The sequence below is a fragment of the Photobacterium rosenbergii genome (genome assembly GCF_033022775.1).
In the GTDB taxonomy this organism is placed as follows: Bacteria; Pseudomonadota; Gammaproteobacteria; order Enterobacterales; family Vibrionaceae; genus Photobacterium; species Photobacterium rosenbergii_A.
Window position 1 is genome coordinate 44,800 of record NZ_JAWJZI010000017.1, and the last position, 20,715, is coordinate 65,514.

The window sequence follows — 20,715 nt, forward strand, 5'->3', positions numbered from 1 at the left end:
TCAAAAAAGTTTTGATCTGCTAGTATTTCTTTCAGTTCGAAACTTACAGCTATCGATTCGTAATTTTATGTCCAAGCGTAATACTCAGCAGCGTCGCCATGCCATCCTTTCAATGGTCAATGAGCAGGGCGAGGTAAGTGTCGACTCATTGGCAAAACATTTTGCCACATCTGAAGTGACAGTCCGTAAGGACTTGGCTGAACTAGAAAAAAACGGCTTGTTACTGCGCCGCTACGGTGGTGCCGTATCGATACCGACGGAAATGGTCAGTGAGCCGGAAGAACAAGTTTCGGTTCGTAAGTTGGCGATTGCCAAGGCAGCTGCGGCCCGTATTCGTGACCATAACCGGATCATCATCGATAGCGGCAGTACGACTGCCAGCTTGATCAGCCTGCTTAATGACAAGCACGGCCTGATCGTGATGACCAACTCGCTCAGTGTGGCCAATGCACTCAATAGCCTGGAAAACGAGCCCACTTTGTTGATGACCGGCGGTACCTGGGACCCACATTCCGAAGCGTTCCAGGGCCAGGTTGCCGAATCGGTGCTGCGTTCCTATGACTTTGACCAGCTGTTTATTGGCGCTGATGGTATCGACACCGCCCGCGGAACAACGACGTTCAACGAGCTGGTGGGACTGAGCCGAGTGATGGCCGAGGTATCACGGGAAGTCGTGGTGATGGTGGAGTCGAGCAAGGTCGGCCGTAAGATCCCGAACCTTGAACTGCCTTGGGTGAATATCAGTACCCTGATCACAGATGATGGCTTGGACATGGAAGCGAAACAACAGATTGAACAGCATGGCGTGCAGGTGGTCTGCGCGGCAGCGGAATAATTTCAGGAGCAAAATACTATGTGTGGGATTGTTGGTGCGGTAGCACAGCGTGATGTAGCGGAAATTCTGGTTGAAGGGCTACGCCGCCTTGAGTACCGCGGCTATGACTCTGCTGGTGTTGCGATTGTCGATGGTGACGCAAACTTAACGCGCGTCCGCCGCCTGGGTAAAGTCCAGGAGCTGGCCGATGCGGTTGACCAAGCCAAAGTGATTGGCGGTACCGGTATTGCCCACACCCGCTGGGCGACCCACGGTGAGCCATCAGAAGTTAACGCCCACCCACACATGTCTGGTGACATTGCCGTTGTCCACAACGGTATCATCGAAAACCACGAAGAGCTGCGTGAGCTTCTTCAGTCCCGTGGTTACGTGTTCGAATCTCAGACTGATACTGAAGTTATCGCGCACATGGTTGAGTGGGAGCTGCGTACTTCAGCAACGTTGCTAGAAGCGGTACAGAAAACAGCAAAACAGCTGGAAGGTGCTTACGGTACCGTTGCGCTGGATCGTAAAGACCCTTCTCGCATCGTAGTGGCACGCTCAGGTAGTCCAATCGTCATCGGTTTCGGTGTAGGGGAAAACTTCCTGGCCTCTGACCAACTGGCACTGCTTAACGTGACTCGCCGCTTTATGTACCTGGAAGAAGGTGATGTAGCTGAAATTACTCGCCGTGAAGTCACGGTATTTGATGCATCGGGTGAGCGTGTCGAGCGTGAAATCACTGAATCCAATGCAGAGCACGATGCCGGTGACAAAGGCCAGTACCGTCATTTCATGCAGAAAGAAATCTACGAGCAGCCAACTGCGCTGATCAACACCATGGAAGGCCGTATCACGGCTGATTCTGTGGTGACTGAAGCGATTGGTGTCAACGCAGCAGAAATCCTGAGCAAGGTTGAGCATGTACAGATTGTGGCTTGTGGTACGTCTTACAACGCCGGTATGACTGCGCGTTACTGGTTCGAAGACATTGCCGGTGTAAGCTGTGATGTGGAGATCGCCTCTGAATTCCGCTACCGCAAGTTTGTGACTCGTCCGAATAGCCTGCTGATCACCCTTTCCCAGTCTGGTGAAACGGCCGACACCCTAGCAGCCCTTCGCCTGGCGAAAGAAAAAGGCTATATGGCGGCAATGACCATCTGTAACGTGGCGGGCTCGTCTCTGGTGCGCGAATCAGATTTTGCCTTCATGACCCGCGCGGGTGTGGAAATCGGTGTCGCTTCAACCAAAGCGTTTACCACTCAGCTTTCAGCCCTTTTGATGCTGGTAACGGCATTGGGTAAACAGCAAAACCGCATCAGCAAAGAGAAAGAGAAGGAGATCGTCGAGGCTCTGCATGCCCTGCCGCAGCAGATCAACGCCGCCCTGTCGTTCGAAAAAGAAATCGAAGCGCTGGCACCTGACTTTGCCGATAAGCACCACACCCTATTCCTGGGCCGTGGTGAGTTTTACCCAATCGCGATGGAAGCATCTTTGAAACTCAAAGAGATCTCTTACATCCACGCTGAAGCGTATGCTGCCGGTGAGTTGAAGCACGGTCCTCTTGCGCTGATTGATGCTGACATGCCTGTAGTTGTCGTCGCACCTAGCAACGACCTGCTAGAGAAGCTGAAGTCAAATGTCGAAGAAGTCCGTGCCCGTGGTGGTCTGCTGTATGTCTTCGCTGATGCCGATGCTGGTTTTGAAGGCGATGAAACCATGAAGATCATCACTATGCCGCACGTCAGTGAGATCACAGCAGCAATTTACTACACCATCCCGATGCAGCTATTGTCTTACTATGTTGCATTGATCAAAGGTACCGATGTGGATCAGCCGCGTAACCTTGCCAAGGCGGTAACAGTCGAATAAAAATCAGCCTGTTAGCCAAAGCGCTAATGGTTTGTCTCAAAAGTGAGAAAAGGCACCCAAGTGGGTGCCTTTTTTATTGTCCTTAGGTGGTAGGGTCTACTATCTAGACAGGGCTGAATGATTTTTTTGCGTTTTAGGAAAATTAGGCACCCGAGTTAACTATTGCAAACCAAATTACAAAATCATAAATATTGGATGAGGCTAACTGGTTGTTATTTAATGCTTTGTTGAATCAATTTCAAGTTGGCTTATGTTGTGCAATCCAGTAATGAAAGCTAGGCATTATTCATTGTGTGTATTGGAGGTGTGACATGACAGATCCGAAAGCTCAAATCGCAGCCCGTATTAAAGAAGCCAGGGAATGGAAAGGCCTGACTCAGGTTCACATGGCCCAGCAGCTTAAGGTCGCGCGTCAGACTTATTTGGATTTGGAAACCGGCAAGACCGAGCCCAAGGTCAGGATGCTGTCGGAAATTTCCGAGATCACCGAGCGTCCCTTGACCTGGTTCGTGTACGGTGATGAAGGCATTGAAATATTGGAAAGTGAATACAAAGAAGAGATCGATCGCCTGTTGCAGTATTTCAGCCGATTACCCCACTCAGCCAGAAATGTCATTTTGCAGCAAAGCATTAATTTGGCGGGATTTATGGCGGAGTACACTCGTGCACTCACCCAACGGGATAAGTCATAAAGTGGTCAGAGCTGTGTCGGCGTATGCCGACATAATCGTATACGGCGTGTCTTGAATGCTAGTCAACGCAGGGAGGGATTCACAGTTTATACACTTGCCTGCTATGTAAATCATTGTTCCTAATGAATAATCCGCATATGAATGACATTATACTCATTAAGGGAGTGAGATACTCTTTCCATATCCATGGGTTGCAGTATATGCCGTGGAAGGAATAAGCGGGGAGGCTATGGAACAAGTAAAATCGTGGATCGCACAACGGATCAAGGATGCAAGGGAGTGGAAAGGTATTTCCCAGGTAGCGATGGCCAGACATCTGGATGTGGCCAGACAGACCTATCTGGATCTTGAGTCGGGCAAAACTGAGCCGCGGATTTCCACCTTGGTAAGGATTGCGGAGCTGACAGGTCAACCTCTAGGTTGGTTCGTGTTTGATATCCAGCGTCCGGAAATGCAGCATGAACAGTTGAAGTCAGAGTTGATCCAACTTGCAGCTCTGTATGAAAAGCTATCAGAGCCCCTGCGCAGTCAATTGCTGGCCTGCCATATCAGTCAGCTCAAAGTGGTACTGGAACATATGAGTATGGAAGGCAACAGTGAAAACAAAGCAGCCCAGGAGGCTGCTTTGTAGTTGGGTGAGCGATCTGGCCCAGTGATTATTGAGCAAGGAAGAACTGGTAGGCCGGGTTATCGGTTTCGTCTTTCCAGCTGTAGCCAAGTTCACGCAGGTGACTGGTAAAAGACAGCAAATCCTGCTCTTCCAATTCAAATCCACACAATACCCGGCCGTAGTCAGCACCATGGTTACGGTAGTTGAACAGACTGATATTCCAATGGGTGCCCAAGGTATTGAGGAATTTGAGCAAGGCCCCTGGATATTCCGGAAACTCAAAGCTGTATAGACGCTCTTTCAATGGTTTCGACGGCCTGCCGCCAATCATATAGCGGACATGGACCTTGGCCATTTCATCATCGGATAAATCCACCACCGGATAACCGCCTTTGCGCAGATCCGTAATGATACTGTCGAGCTCTTCCTGTCCCTGTATCAAGCGTACCCCAACGAAGACATTGGCTAAGCTGTCATTGTTGTAGCGGTAGTTGAACTCGGTAACGGCACGGCCGCCGAGGATATGGCAGAAATCAAGAAACGCCCCCGGGCGCTCAGGAATAGTCACAGCCAGCAATCCCTCGCGCTTTTCACCCAGCTCACAACGTTCAGACACATAGCGCAGGCCGTGGAAGTTGAGGTTGGCCCCCGACAGCACTGCCGCTAGCTGTTTGTCTTTGAGCTGGTGTCGCTCGGCAAATTTCTTCAGTCCGGCCAGCGATAGTGCACCGGAAGGTTCGGCAATCGCCCTGGTATCTTCGAAGATATCTTTCACTGCCGAGCAGATCTCGTCGCTGCTCACGGTAATGGAGTCATCGAGATACTGCTGGCAAAGACGGAACGTCTCTTCACCAATCCGCTTGACCGCTACACCATCAGCAAACATACCAACCTGCTCAAGCGTCACCGGCTCACCGGCATCCAGCGCCGCACGTAGGCAGGCTGAATCTTCGGCTTCGACCCCGATCACCTTGATTTGTGGCATAAGCTGCTTGATCAGCACCGCAACCCCTGCCGCGATACCGCCGCCGCCTACAGGGACGAAGATGTAATCGAGGTGACCGTTTTGCTGGACCAGCTCAACCCCAATCGTCCCCTGCCCGGCAATCACCGCGGGGTGGTCGAAAGGCGGGATGAAGGTGTAGCCATGCTGGCCGGCCAGCATTTCGGCATGGGCTTTGGCTTCATCGAAGTTACCGCCATGCAAAACTACTTTGCCGCCGAAACCGCGAACCGCATCCACTTTGATGTCTGGAGTCGTTCGTGGCATGACGATGGTCGCCTGCACGCCTAGGTGCTTGCCTGACATGGCCAAGCCTTGGGCGTGATTACCCGCCGACGCGGCAATCACCCCAGCCTGACGCTGGGCGTCAGTGAGCTGGGACATCATGTTGTAGGCACCGCGCAGCTTGAAGGAGTGAACCGGTTGGCGGTCTTCCCGCTTGAGCTGTACTTGGTTGCCGATGCGCCCGCCGAGGCGGGGCATGCTTTGTAGTGGCGTGACCTGAGCGACTTCATAAACCGGTGCCCGGAGAATATCCCGCAGGTAATCTGCCCCGCTGGGCAGCTCGACCTCATTGGCCTGAGTGGCTTCGCTCATCATAGGTTACCCTTCCAGTTTCGATTTATCGCGCACCGCACCTTTATCGGCACTGGTCGCAAGGTTGGCATAGGCGCGTAGGGCAAAGGACACTTCACGCTGGCGATCCAATGGCTTCCAGCCTCGCTGGTCGGCTTGCGCACGACGGCTGGCCAGTGTCGCCTCATCAACCTGCAGGTCAATGCTGCGATTTGGAATATCGATGGCAATGGTGTCGCCGTCCTGGATCAGGCCGATAGTACCGCCGTTGGCAGCTTCCGGAGAGACGTGGCCAATCGACAGGCCGCTGGTACCGCCGGAGAAACGGCCGTCGGTGATCAGGGCACATTCTTTGCCAAGCCCCATGGATTTGAGGTAAGTGGTTGGGTAGAGCATTTCTTGCATACCCGGGCCGCCTTTCGGGCCTTCGTAGCGGATCACCACCACATCACCCGCTTTGACCTTGCCACCCAAAATGCCTTCGACTGCGGTTTCCTGGCTTTCGAATACCACCGCCGGGCCGGTAAAGGTCAGGCAGCTTTCATCGACACCGGCTGTTTTTACGATACAGCCGTCCAGCGCCATGTTGCCAGATAGCACCGCCAGACCGCCGTCTTGGCTGAAGGCATGCTCTTTGCTGCGGATACAACCGTTTTCACGGTCATTATCCAGGGTGTCCCAGCGGCAGTCTTGTGAGAACGCCTTGGTGGTGCGGATCCCGGCAGGACCGGCGCGGAAGAATGATTCCACCTCTTCCGATTGGGTTTGAACGATATCGTAGTGCTTGAAACTTTCCGAAAACTGCTCGCCCAGTACGTTGTAGCAATTACTCTGGAACAGGCCGGCACGGTCGAGCTCGGCAAGGATGCCGTATACGCCACCGGCACGGTGGACATCTTCCATATGGTATTTCTGGGTCGACGGGGCCACTTTACACAAGTGTGGGACCTGGCGTGACATGCGGTCGATGTCTTCCATGGTGAAATCGACCTCGCCTTCCTGTGCCGCTGCTAGTAGGTGCAGAACGGTATTAGTCGAACCGCCCATGGCAATATCCAGCGCCATGGCATTTTCGAACGCTTGCTTGGTGGCGATATTGCGAGGCAGGGCGCTTTTATCATCCTGCTCATAGTAACGTTTGGTCAGCTCGACAATGCGTTTGCCGGCATTGATAAATAGCTGTTCGCGGTCGGCGTGGGTGGCCAGCATCGAGCCATTGCCCGGTTGGCTCAGGCCAAGGGCTTCAGTGAGGCAGTTCATCGAGTTGGCGGTGAACATACCCGAGCAGGAGCCACAGGTTGGACACGCCGAGCGTTCGATCTGCTCGCTTTGCTCGTCGGACACATTCGGATCGGCTCCCTGGATCATGGCATCAACCAGATCCAGCTTGAGGATCTGATCCGACAGCTTGGTCTTGCCGGCTTCCATCGGGCCGCCGGAGACAAAGATCACCGGGATATTGAGGCGCAGCGAAGCCATCAGCATCCCCGGGGTTATCTTGTCGCAGTTTGAGATACATACCATGGCATCGGCGCAGTGGGCGTTGACCATGTATTCAACCGAGTCAGCGATCAGCTCACGTGACGGTAGCGAGTAAAGCATGCCGCCGTGGCCCATTGCGATACCATCATCAACGGCAATGGTATTGAATTCTTTGGCGATACCGCCCGCCGCTTCAATTTCCTTCGCGACTAACTGGCCGAGATCCTTTAGGTGGACATGGCCCGGAACAAATTGGGTGAACGAGTTCACCACCGCTATGATCGGTTTGCCGAAATCTTCATCTTTTACGCCGGTGGCGCGCCATAGGGCACGGGCACCAGCCATATTACGGCCGTGGGTGGTGGTGGCGGAGCGGTACTTGGGCATAACGAAAAATCCTTTTGCTGTATTGCTTGGCCGGCGTGGTGTCCACACCGGCTGCTGTGTCAGTGTTTACTTGTCGGCAGGGTAAACGTAGTCAAGCCAACCCCATTTGTCTTCGGTGCTGCCGTTGAACAGGCCGAAGTAGGCTTCCTGCAGCACCTTGGTGATTGGGCCGCGTTTGCCTTCGCCCACGGTGATCTGGTCAACACTGCGGACCGGAACGATTTCAGCTGCAGTGCCTGTCATGAAGATCTCGTCAGCCAGGTACAGAGCCTCGCGGGCAATGTTTTCCTCACGAACTTCATAACCACGCTCTTTGGCCAGAGTCATAATAGTATCGCGGGTAATACCCGGCAGGATGGCGCTGGTAGTTGGCGGTGTTGACAGAATGCCGTTGCGAACCACGAACAGATTCTCGCCAGCGCCTTCAGAGAGGTAACCGTCAACGCTCAGGGCGATACCCTCGGCATAGCCGTGGCGGCGAGCTTCACCACCGACGAGTAGTGATGACAGGTAGTTACCGCCAGCTTTGGCTGCAGTCGGGATGGTATTCGGCGCGGCACGGTGCCAGCTGGAGATCATGGCATCAACGCCGTTTTCCAGTGCTTCTTCGCCAAGGTAGGAGCCCCAAGGGAAGGCGGCGACCATCAAATCCATCTCGGTGTCTACCGGTGGGCAGACGCCTAGGCCAACATTGCCGACATAGCCCAGCGGGCGGATATAAGCTGACTCCAGCTTGTTGGCCCGCAGGGTTTCGCGGCAGATCTCCATCAGCTCGTCTGAGCTGTACGGGATCGGGAAGCGGTAGATTTTGGCTGAGTTCTTCAGGCGATCCATGTGCTCTTTGTGGCGGAAGACCGCCGGGCCTTTCGGGGTGTTGTAGCAGCGGATACCTTCGAAGACCGAGGTACCGTAGTGCATGGCATGGGTCAGGACGTGCACCTTGGCATCGCCCCAAGGCACCATTTCACCGTTGAACCAAATAAAATCCGCTGTGTTGGCCATGTTTGTTCCTTCCTTAAAATCTAATCTCGGTTTTCTACGAGTGTGGTTTCTACGGTACGAATATCCCAAAGTTTCTCGATTTGGTTGATCAGCGTCGTTATCGGACGGTCGCTGTCAACAAGGATTTCGATACTGGCAATTTTGCTTTCGTGGTTCTGGGTTGCATTGACTTGTTTTATCACAAAACCACGGTGGCGGATAACGCGCAAGATCCGCTCTAGTAATACTGGCTTATCATCCGCTTTGATGTCGAGTAAATATCTGTCCATTAAGTATTCTCCAGCATATCTTGATTTGCCGCGCCAGGTGGTACGAGGGGCCATACATTGTCTTCTTCCGAGATCAATACATGGAGCAGGTAAGCGGTTTTGCTCGCCATCATTTCTTGCAATGCCGGCTCGACTTCTTCTTTACGGGTGATGGTTTTGCCCGGGATATCGAAGGCTTTTGCCAGCATCACGAAATCCGGGTTGTCATCAAGGATGGTTTCGCTGTGGCGGCCATCGAAGAACAGCGACTGCCACTGGCGTACCATGCCGAGACGCTGGTTGTTGATCAGCACCATCTTGACCGGGATCTGGCGGCGCTTGAGGGTGCCGAGCTCCTGGATGTTCATCATGAACGAGCCGTCGCCGGTGATCAGGATAGACTCGTCATCCGGGCGGGCTACTTTGGCACCCATCGCTGCCGGTAAGCCGAAGCCCATGGTGCCAAGGCCTGCCGAGGTGATGTAGTTTTGTGGCTGACGTGGCTGGATGTGTTGGGCCGCCCACATCTGGTGCTGGCCGACATCGGTCGAGACCATTGATGAATCCGGCATCATGTCGGATAGCTGCTTCATCAGCAGCGGGGCATAGATCAGATCGCCCGGATGGTCATAGCGCCACTTGTTCTGTTGGCGCAGGCTTGAAGTGTAGTCAACCCAGTCACTGATATCCTGGCTCAGCTCCAGTTGCGGCAGGATAACGTTGATGTCACCTCGCAGCGGGGCATGGGCATGACGCAGTTTGTTGAACTCGGCGGCATCGATATCGATATGGATCACCTTGGCATGCGGTGCAAAGGTATCTAGCTTGCCGGTCACCCGGTCATCGAAGCGGGCGCCGATAACAATCAGCAGGTCACACTCCTGCACCACCAGGTTGGCCGTCTTGGTGCCGTGCATGCCCAGCATCCCCAAATAGTGCGGGTCGTGGCGCTCGATAGTGCCCAGGCCCTTGAGGGTACTGACCGATGGCATCGGGTTCATGGCAAGGAAGGTACGAACCGTGTCGGTGGCATGGGCTAACTGGACGCCACCGCCTACATACAGTACCGGGCGCTGGCTAGCGGAGAGAACTTGCTGGGCGGTCGCTATCTGCTCGTTAGTCACAACAGGGATAGCCGGTGGGGTAATTGGGGTCAGATCGCCTTCAGGTGCGAGGGCAAGTTGGACATCTTTGGCGATATCTACCACGACAGGTCCCGGGCGACCGGCCTTGGCCACTTCGAAAGCCTCGGCAAGCGTTGGGATCAGCTCGTTGATATCGGTCACCAGGTAGCTGTGCTTGGCACAGGCTAGCGACATGCCGATCACATCCATTTCCTGGAAGGCATCGGTGCCGATGTGCGAGCTGGCAACCTGGCCAGTGATGGCAACAATTGGTACTGAATCGAGGAAGGCGTCAGCCAGGCCTGTCATCAAATTGGTGGCGCCCGGACCGGATGTCGCCATGCATACTGCGACATCCTGGGTGGCTCTCGCCATCCCGATAGCCGCCATGGCTGCCCCTTGCTCGTGGCGGCATAGGATATGCTCAACACCACCGTCGTAAAGGGCATCGTAGATCGGCATGATGGCCCCGCCCGGGTAGCCAAATACTGTTGTTATCCCATGTTTCTGCAGCGCCTTTACGACTAACTCTGCTCCCGTCATCGCCGCTCTCCCCTGTTCCTTGCCTGTGACGTGCTGATGGTTATTTCAGCTGATTCGATTAAATAGTCCAAAAAAAAGCCCCCTAGCCTGTTGGCTTAGGGGGCTTCTCTGCGTTTGTTGTGCTTGCTGCTAATTTACGCCTGCCCGACCCCCTCGTAGTGAAATAAGCACCACGATGACGTTGATAATGAGTAGGAGGGCGTTGGCCATAAATTGCATTGACTGTCTGTCCGGTTTTTTATGTTAAGACGTTGTGTTGACCTAGTGGTAACACAGACATCGCTCGCATGACAAGAAAAAAATCAAAATTATTTTGCAATCCGGCTGCATAAATAGGCTATTGGTGAAACCTATTAGGTGAATAAATTTAACTTTTTTGATTGATATAACAGCAGGATGACTATTGATGAACCTTGCCATTATCCATAGCCGTGCCAGTGTTGGGGTGCAGGCCCCTGCCGTCACCGTCGAGGTACATATCAGTAACGGGATGCCGGCGTTCCAGCTTGTCGGGCTGCCGGAAACCAGTGTTAAGGAAGCCAAGGACAGGGTCCGTAGCGCCATCGTTAATGCCGGCTTTGAGTTTCCGTCGCGGCGTATAACCGTCAATCTGGCTCCGGCAGATTTGCCCAAGGAAGGCGGTCGGTTTGACCTCCCTATTGCGCTGGGAATTCTGGCAGCTTCGGAGCAGATCCCAGCAAATAAGCTGCAAAATTATGAATTTTTGGGGGAGCTGGCATTATCAGGTGAGCTACGCCCGGTGAAAGGGGGACTACCTGCCGCTTTGGCGGCCGGACAGGACAAACGTTGTCTGGTGGTCCCCGACGGCAATGGCGATCAAGTTGCGCTGGTGGGTAAGGACAAGCATAAATCGGCGCCAAGTCTGCTGGCTGTTTGTAGTTACCTGCATGGACAGTCTGAGTTGGCATTGGCACAGTCAGAGGCCGCCGATACGGTGGATGACAACATGCCTGAACGTGATATGCAGGACATTATCGGTCAGCAACAAGGCAAGCGGGCGTTGGAAATAGCCGCGGCAGGTGGCCATAACTTGCTATTTCTTGGGCCGCCTGGAACCGGGAAGACCATGCTGGCCTCAAGGCTGTGTGATTTGCTGCCGCCCATGTCTATTGCCGAGGCAATGGAAACTGCCTCTGTTGCGTCGCTGACCCAGCAGCACATTCACGAAGGCAATTGGCGCCAGCGCCCTTTTCGCACCCCTCATCACTCCAGCTCGATGGCGGCATTGGTTGGCGGTGGGTCTGTCCCCCGTCCCGGCGAGATCTCCCTGGCCAATAACGGGCTCCTCTTCTTGGATGAAATGCCGGAGTTTGAGCGCAAGGTACTGGACTCGCTGCGTGAACCGTTGGAGTCCGGTGAGATAGTGATCTCCCGTGCCACCAGCAAGACCACCTTTCCGGCTCGGTTCCAGCTGATCGGGGCCTTGAATCCGAGCCCGACTGGCTTTTACGAAGGCAACCAGTCGCGTACCAACCCCCAGGCAATTCTTCGCTACCTCAGCCGTTTGTCAGGTCCGCTCCTTGATCGCTTCGATATGTCGATTGAGATCCCGGCCCTGCCGCGCGGGACACTGGCAGACGGCGGCGATCGGGGCGAGCCCAGCAAAGTGATCCGCGAGCGGGTATGGGCCGCCAGAGAGGCCATGGTTGAGCGCAGCGGACGGGTCAATGCCCTGCTGGGAACCCGTGAACTGGATACCTTCTGTAAGCTCGACAAGCAAGATGCGGAATTTCTCGAAACGGCACTGCATCAGCTTGGTTTGTCTATCCGGGCTTATCATAGGATCATCAAGGTGGCGCGGACCATTGCCGATCTGGCAGGCTGTGAGGTGATTGAACGTAAGCACCTTGCCGAAGCGCTGGGCTACCGGGCAATGGACAGGCTACTGCGTCAGTTGACCGCACAGGCGGTATAGCGGGTGAACTGTTGCTTGAGGGGAGAGATAACAAAAAAGGCCCGTCGGGCCTTTTTGTCTTGAATGTGTATGCACTGAGCAGGATTATTTGGTCAGCAGGTAGTTGACCAACTCGAAGTACTCGTCGACCGATTTGACTTTGCCGGCTTCCACTAGGTATTTGTTGTTGACGATGATTGCCGGTACGCCGGTCAGGCCGCTGTCCTGGAAGGCTTTGTTGAAGCGGTTGACCATCGAGTTAACAGCGAAGCTGTTGAAGGCACCATCGAAGTCTTCTGCACTGACGCCTTCGTCGAGGAAGATCTGGCGTAGTTCGTTATCGTTGCGCGGTGGCTTCTGCATGTCATGGATGCGGCCGAACAGCACTGGCACCATTTTGTCTTCCACACCCAGTACCACAGAGGTCGCGTAGGCCTTGCTCATTGATTTGCCCATGTTGCCGCCCATGAACGACACGTGGTTTTTCTGCAGCTTGGCATTGTCCGGCAGGTTTTTCTTCAGCTGCTGGATGATTGGCTCGAAGCTATTACAGTGCGGGCAGTAGAACGAGAAAAACTCGGTGACCACTGGGCTGCTGGATTTAGGCAGCTCAAGGACTTTGTAGTATTCCCCTTCGGTAAACTTCGCCGCCTGTACCGACAGCGATAGCAGTGCCACGCTGGCAAAAGCTAGGATTTTCTTAAACATGGATCAATTTACTCCCTTAAAGCAAAGGTCTGAAATAACGAGGTTATTTCTCCGGTGTTGTGATTAGTATTATTACCATTGCGGCATCAGTTGCAATGGCGGCTCCTGCAGAGCTGCCAGCTGCTCCTTGAATGCCAACACTTGGCCTTCCCAGTATTTGGCATCGGCAAACCAAGGAAATGCCTGCGGGAAAGCAGGATCTTCCCAGCGACGGGCCAACCAAGCCATGTAATGTACCATTCTAAGACCGCGCAAAGGCTCGATCAGTTGCAACTGTTTTTGATCGAAGTCGGCAAACTCACTGTAGGCTTCCAAAATGGTGTCGAGCTGGGCCAGCTGATCATGGCGTTCGCCGTTGAGTAACATCCACAAGTCTTGGACTGCCGGGCCGTTGCGGGCATCGTCCAAGTCGACGAAAAGCGGGCCGTCACGCCACAGGATATTACCCGGGTGGCAATCACCATGCAGGCGGATGGATTGCCAGTCGTTGTGCCATTGCTGCTCGAGCTCGCGGATCAGGGTATCGAGATCGGCAAAAAAAGCATGCTTGAGGTGATCGGGGATCATCGTCGATTGCTCGAGGACCTGACGGGGCTGATAAAGGTATTCCTCCAGACCGATAGTCGGGCGGTGCGCAAAGGTGGTGCGTTGGCCGACCCGGTGGATCCGGCCGAGGAAGCGGCCAACCCACTCCAGCTGATCAAAGTTGTCGACCTCGAACTGGCGTCCTCCCATGCTCGGGAATAATGCGAGGCGATGGTTCTGGAACGGATGGAGAGTGCGGTTATCGATAGCAATAGGGGCTGCCACGGGAATTTCTTGTTCGGCTAGTTCCAGCGTGAACTGATGCTCTTCGTCAATCTGTTCGTCGGTCCAGCGCTGGGGGCGATAAAACTTGGTGACATAGCGGGCACCGTCTTCGGCGACAAACTGGTACACCCGGTTCTCGTAGCTGTTGAGCGGTAGCAGGCCGGATTCAGCACGGATGCCGATGCTATCGAGGGCATCCAGCAACAGGTCTGGGTTGAGATCGGCAAAGTTGAAGCCGTGTTGTTGTGTCATCGTGACTTTCCACTAGGTACAGATAGTACGCAATTATAACATCATAATAAGAAAGGGCCTTTTATGGCCCTTTCTTTACACTATTTTGCACTTAACCTAACGCAGGGATCAGCGCAGCTCGCCGATGAATCGGCTCTCGGTATGGATCTGGCTACCGTCGCTCTCCCGGGTCAGGGTAAAGGTGATATCGGCAATATTACCCTGCAGCAGGTATGGGGCGACGCCGAGGCTGACCGGCAGGGTAAAGATTTCCCCTGCCTCGACATTGATTTGCTGCGGGCCGTACCACTCGATCTCCTCGATACCGCTGACGGCCAGGGTATAGCGGGTATCTTGCTGGGTTTTGTTGAGGATTTTGAGGGTATAGGTATTTTCCACCAAGCCCTCATTATTTACCCGGAACAGCTGGCTGCGGTCGCGGATCACATCCAGTCCCATTGGTTGCACCGAAGCGAGCAGATAGAAAAACAGGCCGATCATCGCCACCATCACACCGCCATAGCCAATCAGCTTTGGACGCATGATATGGGTGCTATGGCCTTCCAGTTTATGCTCGGTGGTATAACTGATCAGGCGTTTATCATAACCCATGCGATCCATGGTCTCGTCACAGGCATCGACACAGGCGCCGCAGTTGATGCACTCATACTGCAGGCCGTCACGGATATCGATGCCGGTCGGGCACACCTGCACGCACAGGTTGCAGTCGATACAGTCACCAAGGCCAAGTGCTTTGGGATCTTTCTTGCGCGGCCTTGGGCCGCGGGCTTCGCCGCGTTCTACATCATAGCCGACAATGTAGGTGTCCTTGTCGAACATCGCCGACTGGAAGCGTGCATAAGGACACATGTGGATACAGACTATCGAGCGCATCCAACCGGCATTGGCGTAGGTGCAGCCGGTAAAAAACAGCACCCAGAAGCCGGCCCAGAAGCTGGTCCCGAAGGTAAAGAAGTCGACTACCAGGGATTTGATCGGCAGGAAGTAGCCGACAAAGGTCAGCCCGGTGGCAAGGGCCACGGCAAGCCAGGCAATATGCTTGAGGACTTTGCGACCGATGAGCTTGGCGGTGGGCTTGATACTGTCCTGCTTGCGGCGCTTGTTGGCTGGTCCCTCGAGCTTTTCTTCAAACCAGATATAGATGAAGGTCCAGACTGTCTGGGGGCAGAAATACCCACACCACACCCGGCCGAGGAAAGTAGTGACGAAAAACAGGGCAAACGCGGCGATCATGAACAGGGTTGCCAGCAAGGTGAGATCTTGCGGCCAAAGGGTGGTACCGAAAAAGTTGAACTGTTGCTGGCCGATATCGAGCAGGATTGCCTGGCGGTCGCCGTAGGGGATCCACGGCAAGCCCATGAACAGCAGCATCAGCAGCCAGCCCATGCGCCGCCTCAGCTGTTGATATACCCCTTTGGCGGCCCGGACATAGATCCGGTTGCTCGGGTTGAATCGATCGCTACCCCCTTTGTGGGTCTTGGGGTTGAACGTCGGCGGGGTGACATCCTTTATCTTGATTTTCTCTTGGGTCATGACATTACTTTCCTTGGATGCTGCTTCACAGGCAGCGGCAGCCAGTACATTGCCGGCCGGTACGTTTTAATTGTAAGAGACTGGTAAATAAATGTTACAAGGGGGAGTATATCCTAGCCGCGTGGGGGAGTACGCTAGCAAGGTCATAATTTAGACAATGGATGGCCGAGAGTGTGAGGTGGCAAGTATTAAATATTTGAAAGATAGATAAAAGAAGGCGGGAAAATGAATGCTGGACCATGGTGGCCCAGCAAATTGATTACTTGATGATGCCGCGGGCGCGCAAGATGGCCGTCTTGAAGTCGTCTTCGCAGTCTTTGGCGATACCCGGGATCATCTCCTGTTTCTCGCTGTTGCGCATCTTCAGGTGGTAAATCAGGATGTCGTCGGTCAGATCTTCCAGTTTGCCCTCGAACTTGGCTTCTTCGGCCAGTTTCAGCAAGAACTGAACCAGGTTCATATCCGGTTCTTTGAGCCATTCCGGGTGAATAAGCTCGATCATTTCATTGACGCGATGGGTCTTCATAACAACTCCACATAGTAAAGGCTGGTTAACTTTATAGTCATATTTTTATTGTGGGTAACGTTATAACAAAGCAGGCACGGATACAAATAGATGGATGGAAATAACAGGGCAGCCCGAAGGCTGCCCTGAACACTTGCTTTGAGCTACGCGGCTTTTTCGCTGTCGGTGATGACATCAGCCGATTGCGGGGCTGGGGTCACAGGCAGGGATTGAACAGCAGCTTTGGTTTTTTTGCTTTTTAGCGTTGGGGCGTGCGAGGTACTACGCAGGCGCGATGGACTGCGAGGCGTGCTGTACCTGACGAACGAGGCTGGGCGCATGATTTACCTATTAGTCAGGCGCTTCCGTGGCCAGAGTGAATACATTATTTCCGCATCTGTGCTGTTGGCTGGGCCGTTCCTCTGCGGGAATAAAATAGTGTTTAATTTTCGCGGCGAGAATAGCAACAACCTATGATTAAGTCGAGTGATATTTGACCATGGCAAAAGTATTTACCTCCCATTTATTACCCGTACTTGCTAGCGAATTGTTACCTGTCTCGTCATCTGTGAAGATAAGCCGTTTATCTGGTGCCGCTTTGTGGTCTAATGCAGCCTTGCTGGCAATAAGCGCCTGCCGAACATAGAGAGGCAGGACGATAACAACAGCCTCTGGAGGGAGTTAATGGATCACGATCAGCAGCGACGGGTCACCAGCCGTAACTTGTCATATAAACTGGCAGAATCTATCGGGCAGCAGATCTTGCGTGGCGAAACGGCACCGGGCGATATTTTGCCAGGTGAAGTCGAGCTGGGAGAAATGTACGGGGTGAGCCGGACCGCGATTCGCGAAGCGATCAAAATGTTGGCGGCCAAGGGGATGGTACTGCCCCGCCCGCGTATCGGTACCCGAGTGCTACCGAAGCGAAACTGGAATTATCTCGATCAGGATTTGCTGGCTTGGCTCAACTTCGAGCAGCACGGTGAGCTGGTGGCTGAATTCCAGCGGGTCAGAATTTCCCTTGAGCCAGAGGCTGCCGCCCTGACCGCCCTCAATGCCAATGATACCGATCGCGAAGAGTTATGCAGCCTGATGGCAGAAATGCATGCTCTGGGTGAGCAATTTGATAAAGAGCGCTGGGTGGAAGTGGATACCCGCTATCATCAGTTGATTTACTTTGCCTCGGGCAACCATTTCATCAGCCCGTTTGGTAACTTGTTCAAGGCAGTGTTCGAGAGTTACTTCAGGGTGATCACCCGGGAGAAGCTGCTCAAGCTTGAACTGCACCAGAAAGTGGTCGACGGTATCATGGCCCGCGATCCGGAAGCGGCCAGACAGGCCACCATCGAATTGTTGCGCTAGAGAGAAAACGAAGCTGAGGCTTCGTTTTTTTGTTTGTGCACCAGATCGCCTAGTCTCCCCTTGCAGCCGCACAGTGTTCACTGCAATATAAGTATCATTTCATATTGAAAGTGCGCATTTGGTCGTAGCGCCCATGCGTATGCAGCAAAGGAGATGCTCTGATGTCATTATTCCGCAAAAGCTTGGCCAGCCTGGGTATTGGCTCGGCCCGGGTCGATACAGTGCTGCCGCAAGGCGTCCTGATCCCCGGTGAGCCCCTGGAAATTGATGTGCAGGTCCATGGCGGTAAAGTGGAGCAGCAGATCGACAATATTTACCTGTTCCTGTGTTGCCACTACGAAGAAGAAGTGGAAACCAGCCGGGGAGACAGTCAGCACCGCAAGGAAAAAGTCACCCAGACCTGCCGTTTGGCTGAATGGTCGCTGCCCTACTCGTTTGCTATCGGTGCCAACGAAGAACGCCATTTCGACGTCAGCTTGGCACTGCCTTTCAATACCCCTATCACCATTGGTGATTCCCACGTCTGGCTCGAAACCCATCTCGATATGCCACTGGCTTTTGATGCCAAGGACAAAGATCTGCTGACCGTCAGGCCGGATCCGCTGCTGGATGGGGTGTTCTCGGCACTGGAGCTGGCTGGCCTCCGGATCCGTCAGGTAGAGTGCGAAGCCGCCAAGGGTTTTGAGCTGCCTTTTGTTCAGGAGTTTGAGTTTGTGCCGGTATCAGGTCCTTACCATGGCCGCTGGCGAGAGCTGGAGGTCGTGGTATTCCGTGATGAATCAGGCTTGCAGATGTGGTTTGAGATTGATCGCCGCCAGCGTGGTTTCAGTGGCATGCTCTCGGGCCTGCTTGGCCGGGGAGAGTTGGAGCGCTTCTGCGAGATCCCTGCCAGCCTGCATCCACAGCAGGCGGGCGAACGGGTGTTGGCATTTTTAGATCAAACAACCTAGCGGATTGATTTTTGTTGTTTTGACTACGAAATAAGAACGATTCACAAGAAATGCTCATTTCAGCTTACACCTGTAAGCCAAGTGTGCCATACTGCAACTATATTGAGCATAAACTCTATATTTAGGATGACAGTAATGGCAGAGCAGTTAGCAATAGAGTCGGGGTATTCGGTCACGGAGGAGGTGGCAAACAGTGTCAGCCATGGTCTTGGCATGGTGTTTGGCATTGTCGGCTTGGTCTTGCTGCTGATGCAGGCAGTCAGCCACGGTGCCGATGCATTGAGTATTACCAGTCTGAGTATCTATGGGGCCAGTATGATTTTGCTCTACCTGGCCTCGACGCTTTACCATGCCATCCCGTTCGAGCGGGCCAAGCGGGCACTGAAGACCTTTGACCATTGTGCTATCTATCTATTGATAGCCGGTACCTACACTCCATTTTTGCTGATCACCCTGCGTACCCCGCTAGCCATTACCTTGATGGCAGTGATCTGGGCCATTGCGCTGATCGGCATCGTACTCAAGATCGCTTTTGTCTATCGCTTCAAGCGGCTGTCACTGGCGACCTACCTGACCATGGGCTGGCTGTCACTGATAGCGATTTACCCGCTGGCGATGACCTTGGCGACTGGCGGTTTGGTTTTGCTGGCAGCTGGTGGCATCGTTTACTCAATTGGTGTGGTGTTCTACGTCAACAAGCGCATTCCCTACAATCATGCGATTTGGCACTTGTTTGTGTTGGGTGGCACCGTCTTACATTTTCTGGCGATCTATTTCTACGTCAAGCCAGTCTAGCCATGTAAGAGAGCATTACGTTTGCCCCAATAAAAAAGAGAGCCGGTTGGCTCTCTTTGGGTTTCTATGGCTGTGAGTGACTAGTTGCGCCAGAAGGCAGGGAAGAACACCACTAATACGGTCAGGATTTCCAGCCTTCCCATCAGCATGCCGAAGCTCAAGGTCCATTTGGCCAAATCTGGCAAGGTGGCAAAATTGCCGGTTGGGCCTATTACATCCCCCATCCCTGGACCAACATTGGCGACAGCGGTAACGGCACCGGTAATGCTGGTGATCGCATCCAGTCCCTGCATACCGAGCACTGCGGCAACAACTACGATGGTCAGGACAAAGGTCAGGGCAAAGGCAACCACCGAACGCACGATACCATCGGTGACCGGACGGCCGTTGTAGCGCTGGATGAAAACCCCCGACGGGTGGATCAGCTGCATCATCTGCTTGCGCAGCAAGGCGAAGGCGACCTGGAAACGGAAGATCTTGATCCCCCCGGCGGTCGAGCCCGAGCAGCCACCGACCAGCATGATGAAGGCAAAGATGATTGTCGGGAAAGGCCCCCAGGCGGTGAAATCATCGAGGCCGAAGCCAGTCGTGGTGACTACCGAGATGATATTGAACAGTGAGACCCGGAAGGCATCGATAAAGCGGTAGTCCAACTGCCAGGTCAACCACAGTGCGACGGCAAGTCCGGCGCTGAACACCAACATGGTAAAGCCCCTCACCTGGGCGTCGCTCAGCAGGGTGCGGGCTTCGCGCTTGCGCAGGGCCTGGACGAACAGCAGAAACGGCAGGCCGCCGGCAAACATGAACACAATCGCTACCCAGTGGGCGCTGTTGGAGAAATGGTTCATCGAGCCGTCCGAGGTCGAATAGCCCCCGGTCGACAGCGTGGTAAAGGCATGGTTGATAGCATCGAAGGTGTTCATGCCGGTCAGTAGATAGCCGAGGAAGCACAATCCGGTCAGGCTGAGATAGACATTGACGATGTTCTTGGCCACGCTCTTGGTCCGCGGCGAGCTTTTATCCGACCAGTCGGAAGATTCGGTCTGGAACAGGCGCATACCACCGACATTGAGCATCGGCAAGATAGCCACCCCCATCACGATAAAGCCGATCCCGCCGAGCCACTGCAGGGTGGAACGCCACAGCAAGATACTCGGGGCCATATCATCCAGTCCGCTGAGTACCGTCGAGCCGGTGGTGGTGATCCCCGACATGGTCTCGAAGTAGGCATCGGTGAAGCTGATATGGTTGATAAAGACGAACGGCAGGGCCGCAAAGGCACTGGCGATGGTCCACACCAGGGTGGTGATCATAAACATATCCCGCACGCTGAGCTTGAACTCGCTGGTACGGCCGAAAGTCAGGCACAGGAAGGCCACCATATGGGTGATGATGACGGCAGTGGCGAAGTCGATAAAACCCTCGGTCCCGGTGGCAAAGGCCACCAGGGTTGGGACATACATGAACAGGGCGATCTTGGATAAGACCAGCCCTATCACGAACAGAATGGGACGAAAGTTAACCATGGTGGC

The 20,715-nt window shown here is 54.0% G+C and carries 19 protein-coding genes; 8 read left to right on the forward strand and 11 right to left on the reverse strand.

What is annotated here, in order from left to right:
* Positions 1-67 precede the first annotated feature (67 nt).
* The 4 genes from R2X38_RS22740 (at position 68) to R2X38_RS22755 (ending at position 4,009) form a co-directional block, all read left to right on the forward strand.
* Positions 68-835, forward strand: coding sequence for a DeoR/GlpR family DNA-binding transcription regulator (locus tag R2X38_RS22740; RefSeq protein ID WP_317524646.1), 768 nt, complete (start codon positions 68-70; stop codon positions 833-835).
* An 18-nt stretch (positions 836-853) separates the two neighbouring features.
* Positions 854-2,686, forward strand: a complete 1,833-nt coding sequence (gene glmS, locus R2X38_RS22745) for a glutamine--fructose-6-phosphate transaminase (isomerizing) (protein WP_317524647.1) — start codon at positions 854-856, stop codon at positions 2,684-2,686.
* Between the two features lie 311 nt (positions 2,687-2,997).
* A complete protein-coding gene (locus R2X38_RS22750; protein WP_039468230.1) occupies positions 2,998-3,378 on the forward strand; it encodes a helix-turn-helix transcriptional regulator in 381 nt (126 codons plus the stop codon).
* Between the two features lie 229 nt (positions 3,379-3,607).
* Positions 3,608-4,009 carry a helix-turn-helix transcriptional regulator gene (locus R2X38_RS22755; RefSeq protein WP_317524648.1) on the forward strand — a complete coding sequence of 134 codons (402 nt, stop codon included), beginning with the start codon at positions 3,608-3,610 and terminating at the stop codon, positions 4,007-4,009.
* Positions 4,010-4,034: 25 nt separating this feature from the next.
* On the opposite strand, the gene ilvA is transcribed toward R2X38_RS22755, so the two are convergent.
* The 5 genes from ilvA to ilvG all read right to left on the reverse strand — a co-directional run bounded on the left by ilvA (position 4,035) and on the right by ilvG (position 10,353).
* Positions 4,035-5,588, reverse strand: a complete 1,554-nt coding sequence (ilvA, locus tag R2X38_RS22760) for a threonine ammonia-lyase, biosynthetic (protein ID WP_107300867.1) — start codon at positions 5,586-5,588, stop codon at positions 4,035-4,037.
* A 6-nt stretch (positions 5,589-5,594) separates the two neighbouring features.
* Positions 5,595-7,436, reverse strand: coding sequence for a dihydroxy-acid dehydratase (gene ilvD / locus R2X38_RS22765; RefSeq protein WP_317524649.1), 1,842 nt, complete (start codon positions 7,434-7,436; stop codon positions 5,595-5,597).
* Between the two features lie 66 nt (positions 7,437-7,502).
* Entirely contained in the window at positions 7,503-8,438 is a 936-nt protein-coding gene (ilvE, locus tag R2X38_RS22770) for a branched-chain-amino-acid transaminase (RefSeq protein WP_317524650.1), read from the reverse strand.
* 20 nt (positions 8,439-8,458) lie between these two features.
* A complete protein-coding gene (ilvM, locus tag R2X38_RS22775; protein WP_107300824.1) occupies positions 8,459-8,707 on the reverse strand; it encodes an acetolactate synthase 2 small subunit in 249 nt (82 codons plus the stop codon).
* Positions 8,707-10,353 carry an acetolactate synthase 2 catalytic subunit gene (ilvG, locus tag R2X38_RS22780; RefSeq protein WP_317524651.1) on the reverse strand — a complete coding sequence of 549 codons (1,647 nt, stop codon included), beginning with the start codon at positions 10,351-10,353 and terminating at the stop codon, positions 8,707-8,709. The genes ilvM and ilvG overlap by 1 nt, the downstream gene beginning before the upstream one ends.
* Positions 10,354-10,759: 406 nt before the next feature.
* Between ilvG and R2X38_RS22785 the strand changes: the two genes are divergently transcribed.
* The gene (locus R2X38_RS22785) at positions 10,760-12,289 is read left to right on the forward strand and encodes a YifB family Mg chelatase-like AAA ATPase (RefSeq protein WP_317524652.1); all 1,530 of its coding nucleotides are present in this window, start codon (positions 10,760-10,762) and stop codon (positions 12,287-12,289) included.
* A gap of 84 nt (positions 12,290-12,373) precedes the next feature.
* On the opposite strand, the gene R2X38_RS22790 is transcribed toward R2X38_RS22785, so the two are convergent.
* The 5 genes from R2X38_RS22790 to R2X38_RS22810 all read right to left on the reverse strand — a co-directional run bounded on the left by R2X38_RS22790 (position 12,374) and on the right by R2X38_RS22810 (position 16,417).
* Positions 12,374-12,976 carry a thiol:disulfide interchange protein DsbA/DsbL gene (locus R2X38_RS22790; RefSeq protein ID WP_107301386.1) on the reverse strand — a complete coding sequence of 201 codons (603 nt, stop codon included), beginning with the start codon at positions 12,974-12,976 and terminating at the stop codon, positions 12,374-12,376.
* A gap of 72 nt (positions 12,977-13,048) precedes the next feature.
* Positions 13,049-14,038: a serine/threonine protein kinase gene (locus tag R2X38_RS22795; protein ID WP_317524653.1), complete on the reverse strand. Its 990-nt coding sequence runs from the start codon at positions 14,036-14,038 to the stop codon at positions 13,049-13,051.
* Positions 14,039-14,146: 108 nt separating this feature from the next.
* Complete coding sequence (ccoG, locus tag R2X38_RS22800) at positions 14,147-15,571, reverse strand: cytochrome c oxidase accessory protein CcoG (RefSeq protein ID WP_317524654.1); 1,425 nt, start codon at positions 15,569-15,571, stop codon at positions 14,147-14,149.
* Positions 15,572-15,830: 259 nt separating this feature from the next.
* Positions 15,831-16,097, reverse strand: coding sequence for a YihD family protein (locus R2X38_RS22805; RefSeq protein WP_317524655.1), 267 nt, complete (start codon positions 16,095-16,097; stop codon positions 15,831-15,833).
* Positions 16,098-16,240: 143 nt separating this feature from the next.
* Complete coding sequence (locus R2X38_RS22810) at positions 16,241-16,417, reverse strand: hypothetical protein (RefSeq protein WP_317524656.1); 177 nt, start codon at positions 16,415-16,417, stop codon at positions 16,241-16,243.
* Between the two features lie 343 nt (positions 16,418-16,760).
* Between R2X38_RS22810 and R2X38_RS22815 the strand changes: the two genes are divergently transcribed.
* From R2X38_RS22815 to trhA, 3 genes are all read left to right on the forward strand, one after another.
* Positions 16,761-17,438, forward strand: coding sequence for a FadR/GntR family transcriptional regulator (locus tag R2X38_RS22815; RefSeq protein WP_317524657.1), 678 nt, complete (start codon positions 16,761-16,763; stop codon positions 17,436-17,438).
* A 161-nt stretch (positions 17,439-17,599) separates the two neighbouring features.
* On the forward strand, positions 17,600-18,388 hold the full coding sequence (locus R2X38_RS22820) for a sporulation protein (protein ID WP_317524658.1): 789 nt from the start codon (positions 17,600-17,602) through the stop codon (positions 18,386-18,388).
* A 135-nt stretch (positions 18,389-18,523) separates the two neighbouring features.
* The gene (gene trhA / locus R2X38_RS22825) at positions 18,524-19,183 is read left to right on the forward strand and encodes a PAQR family membrane homeostasis protein TrhA (RefSeq protein WP_317524659.1); all 660 of its coding nucleotides are present in this window, start codon (positions 18,524-18,526) and stop codon (positions 19,181-19,183) included.
* A gap of 80 nt (positions 19,184-19,263) precedes the next feature.
* On the opposite strand, the gene R2X38_RS22830 is transcribed toward trhA, so the two are convergent.
* Positions 19,264-20,709 (reverse strand): TrkH family potassium uptake protein, encoded by a 1,446-nt coding sequence (locus R2X38_RS22830; RefSeq protein ID WP_317524660.1) that lies wholly within the window; start codon positions 20,707-20,709, stop codon positions 19,264-19,266.
* Positions 20,710-20,715 lie beyond the last annotated feature (6 nt).

Bases quoted from the DNA above. Each gene is read 5' to 3' on its own strand.
- R2X38_RS22795 (WP_317524653.1), bottom strand. From the start codon at position 14,038: ATGACACAACAACACGGCTTCAACTTTGCCGATCTCAACCCAGACCTG.
- ilvM (WP_107300824.1), bottom strand. From the start codon at position 8,707: ATGGACAGATATTTACTCGACATCAAAGCGGATGATAAGCCAGTATTA.
- R2X38_RS22805 (WP_317524655.1), bottom strand. From the start codon at position 16,097: ATGAAGACCCATCGCGTCAATGAAATGATCGAGCTTATTCACCCGGAA.
- ilvE (WP_317524650.1), bottom strand. From the start codon at position 8,438: ATGGCCAACACAGCGGATTTTATTTGGTTCAACGGTGAAATGGTGCCT.
- ilvA (WP_107300867.1), bottom strand. From the start codon at position 5,588: ATGAGCGAAGCCACTCAGGCCAATGAGGTCGAGCTGCCCAGCGGGGCA.
- R2X38_RS22790 (WP_107301386.1), bottom strand. From the start codon at position 12,976: ATGTTTAAGAAAATCCTAGCTTTTGCCAGCGTGGCACTGCTATCGCTG.
- R2X38_RS22815 (WP_317524657.1), top strand. From the start codon at position 16,761: ATGGATCACGATCAGCAGCGACGGGTCACCAGCCGTAACTTGTCATAT.
- glmS (WP_317524647.1), top strand. From the start codon at position 854: ATGTGTGGGATTGTTGGTGCGGTAGCACAGCGTGATGTAGCGGAAATT.
- R2X38_RS22830 (WP_317524660.1), bottom strand. From the start codon at position 20,709: ATGGTTAACTTTCGTCCCATTCTGTTCGTGATAGGGCTGGTCTTATCC.
- trhA (WP_317524659.1), top strand. From the start codon at position 18,524: ATGGCAGAGCAGTTAGCAATAGAGTCGGGGTATTCGGTCACGGAGGAG.
- R2X38_RS22750 (WP_039468230.1), top strand. From the start codon at position 2,998: ATGACAGATCCGAAAGCTCAAATCGCAGCCCGTATTAAAGAAGCCAGG.
- ilvG (WP_317524651.1), bottom strand. From the start codon at position 10,353: ATGACGGGAGCAGAGTTAGTCGTAAAGGCGCTGCAGAAACATGGGATA.
- R2X38_RS22755 (WP_317524648.1), top strand. From the start codon at position 3,608: ATGGAACAAGTAAAATCGTGGATCGCACAACGGATCAAGGATGCAAGG.
- R2X38_RS22740 (WP_317524646.1), top strand. From the start codon at position 68: ATGTCCAAGCGTAATACTCAGCAGCGTCGCCATGCCATCCTTTCAATG.
- R2X38_RS22810 (WP_317524656.1), bottom strand. From the start codon at position 16,417: ATGCGCCCAGCCTCGTTCGTCAGGTACAGCACGCCTCGCAGTCCATCG.
- R2X38_RS22785 (WP_317524652.1), top strand. From the start codon at position 10,760: ATGAACCTTGCCATTATCCATAGCCGTGCCAGTGTTGGGGTGCAGGCC.
- ccoG (WP_317524654.1), bottom strand. From the start codon at position 15,571: ATGACCCAAGAGAAAATCAAGATAAAGGATGTCACCCCGCCGACGTTC.
- ilvD (WP_317524649.1), bottom strand. From the start codon at position 7,436: ATGCCCAAGTACCGCTCCGCCACCACCACCCACGGCCGTAATATGGCT.
- R2X38_RS22820 (WP_317524658.1), top strand. From the start codon at position 17,600: ATGTCATTATTCCGCAAAAGCTTGGCCAGCCTGGGTATTGGCTCGGCC.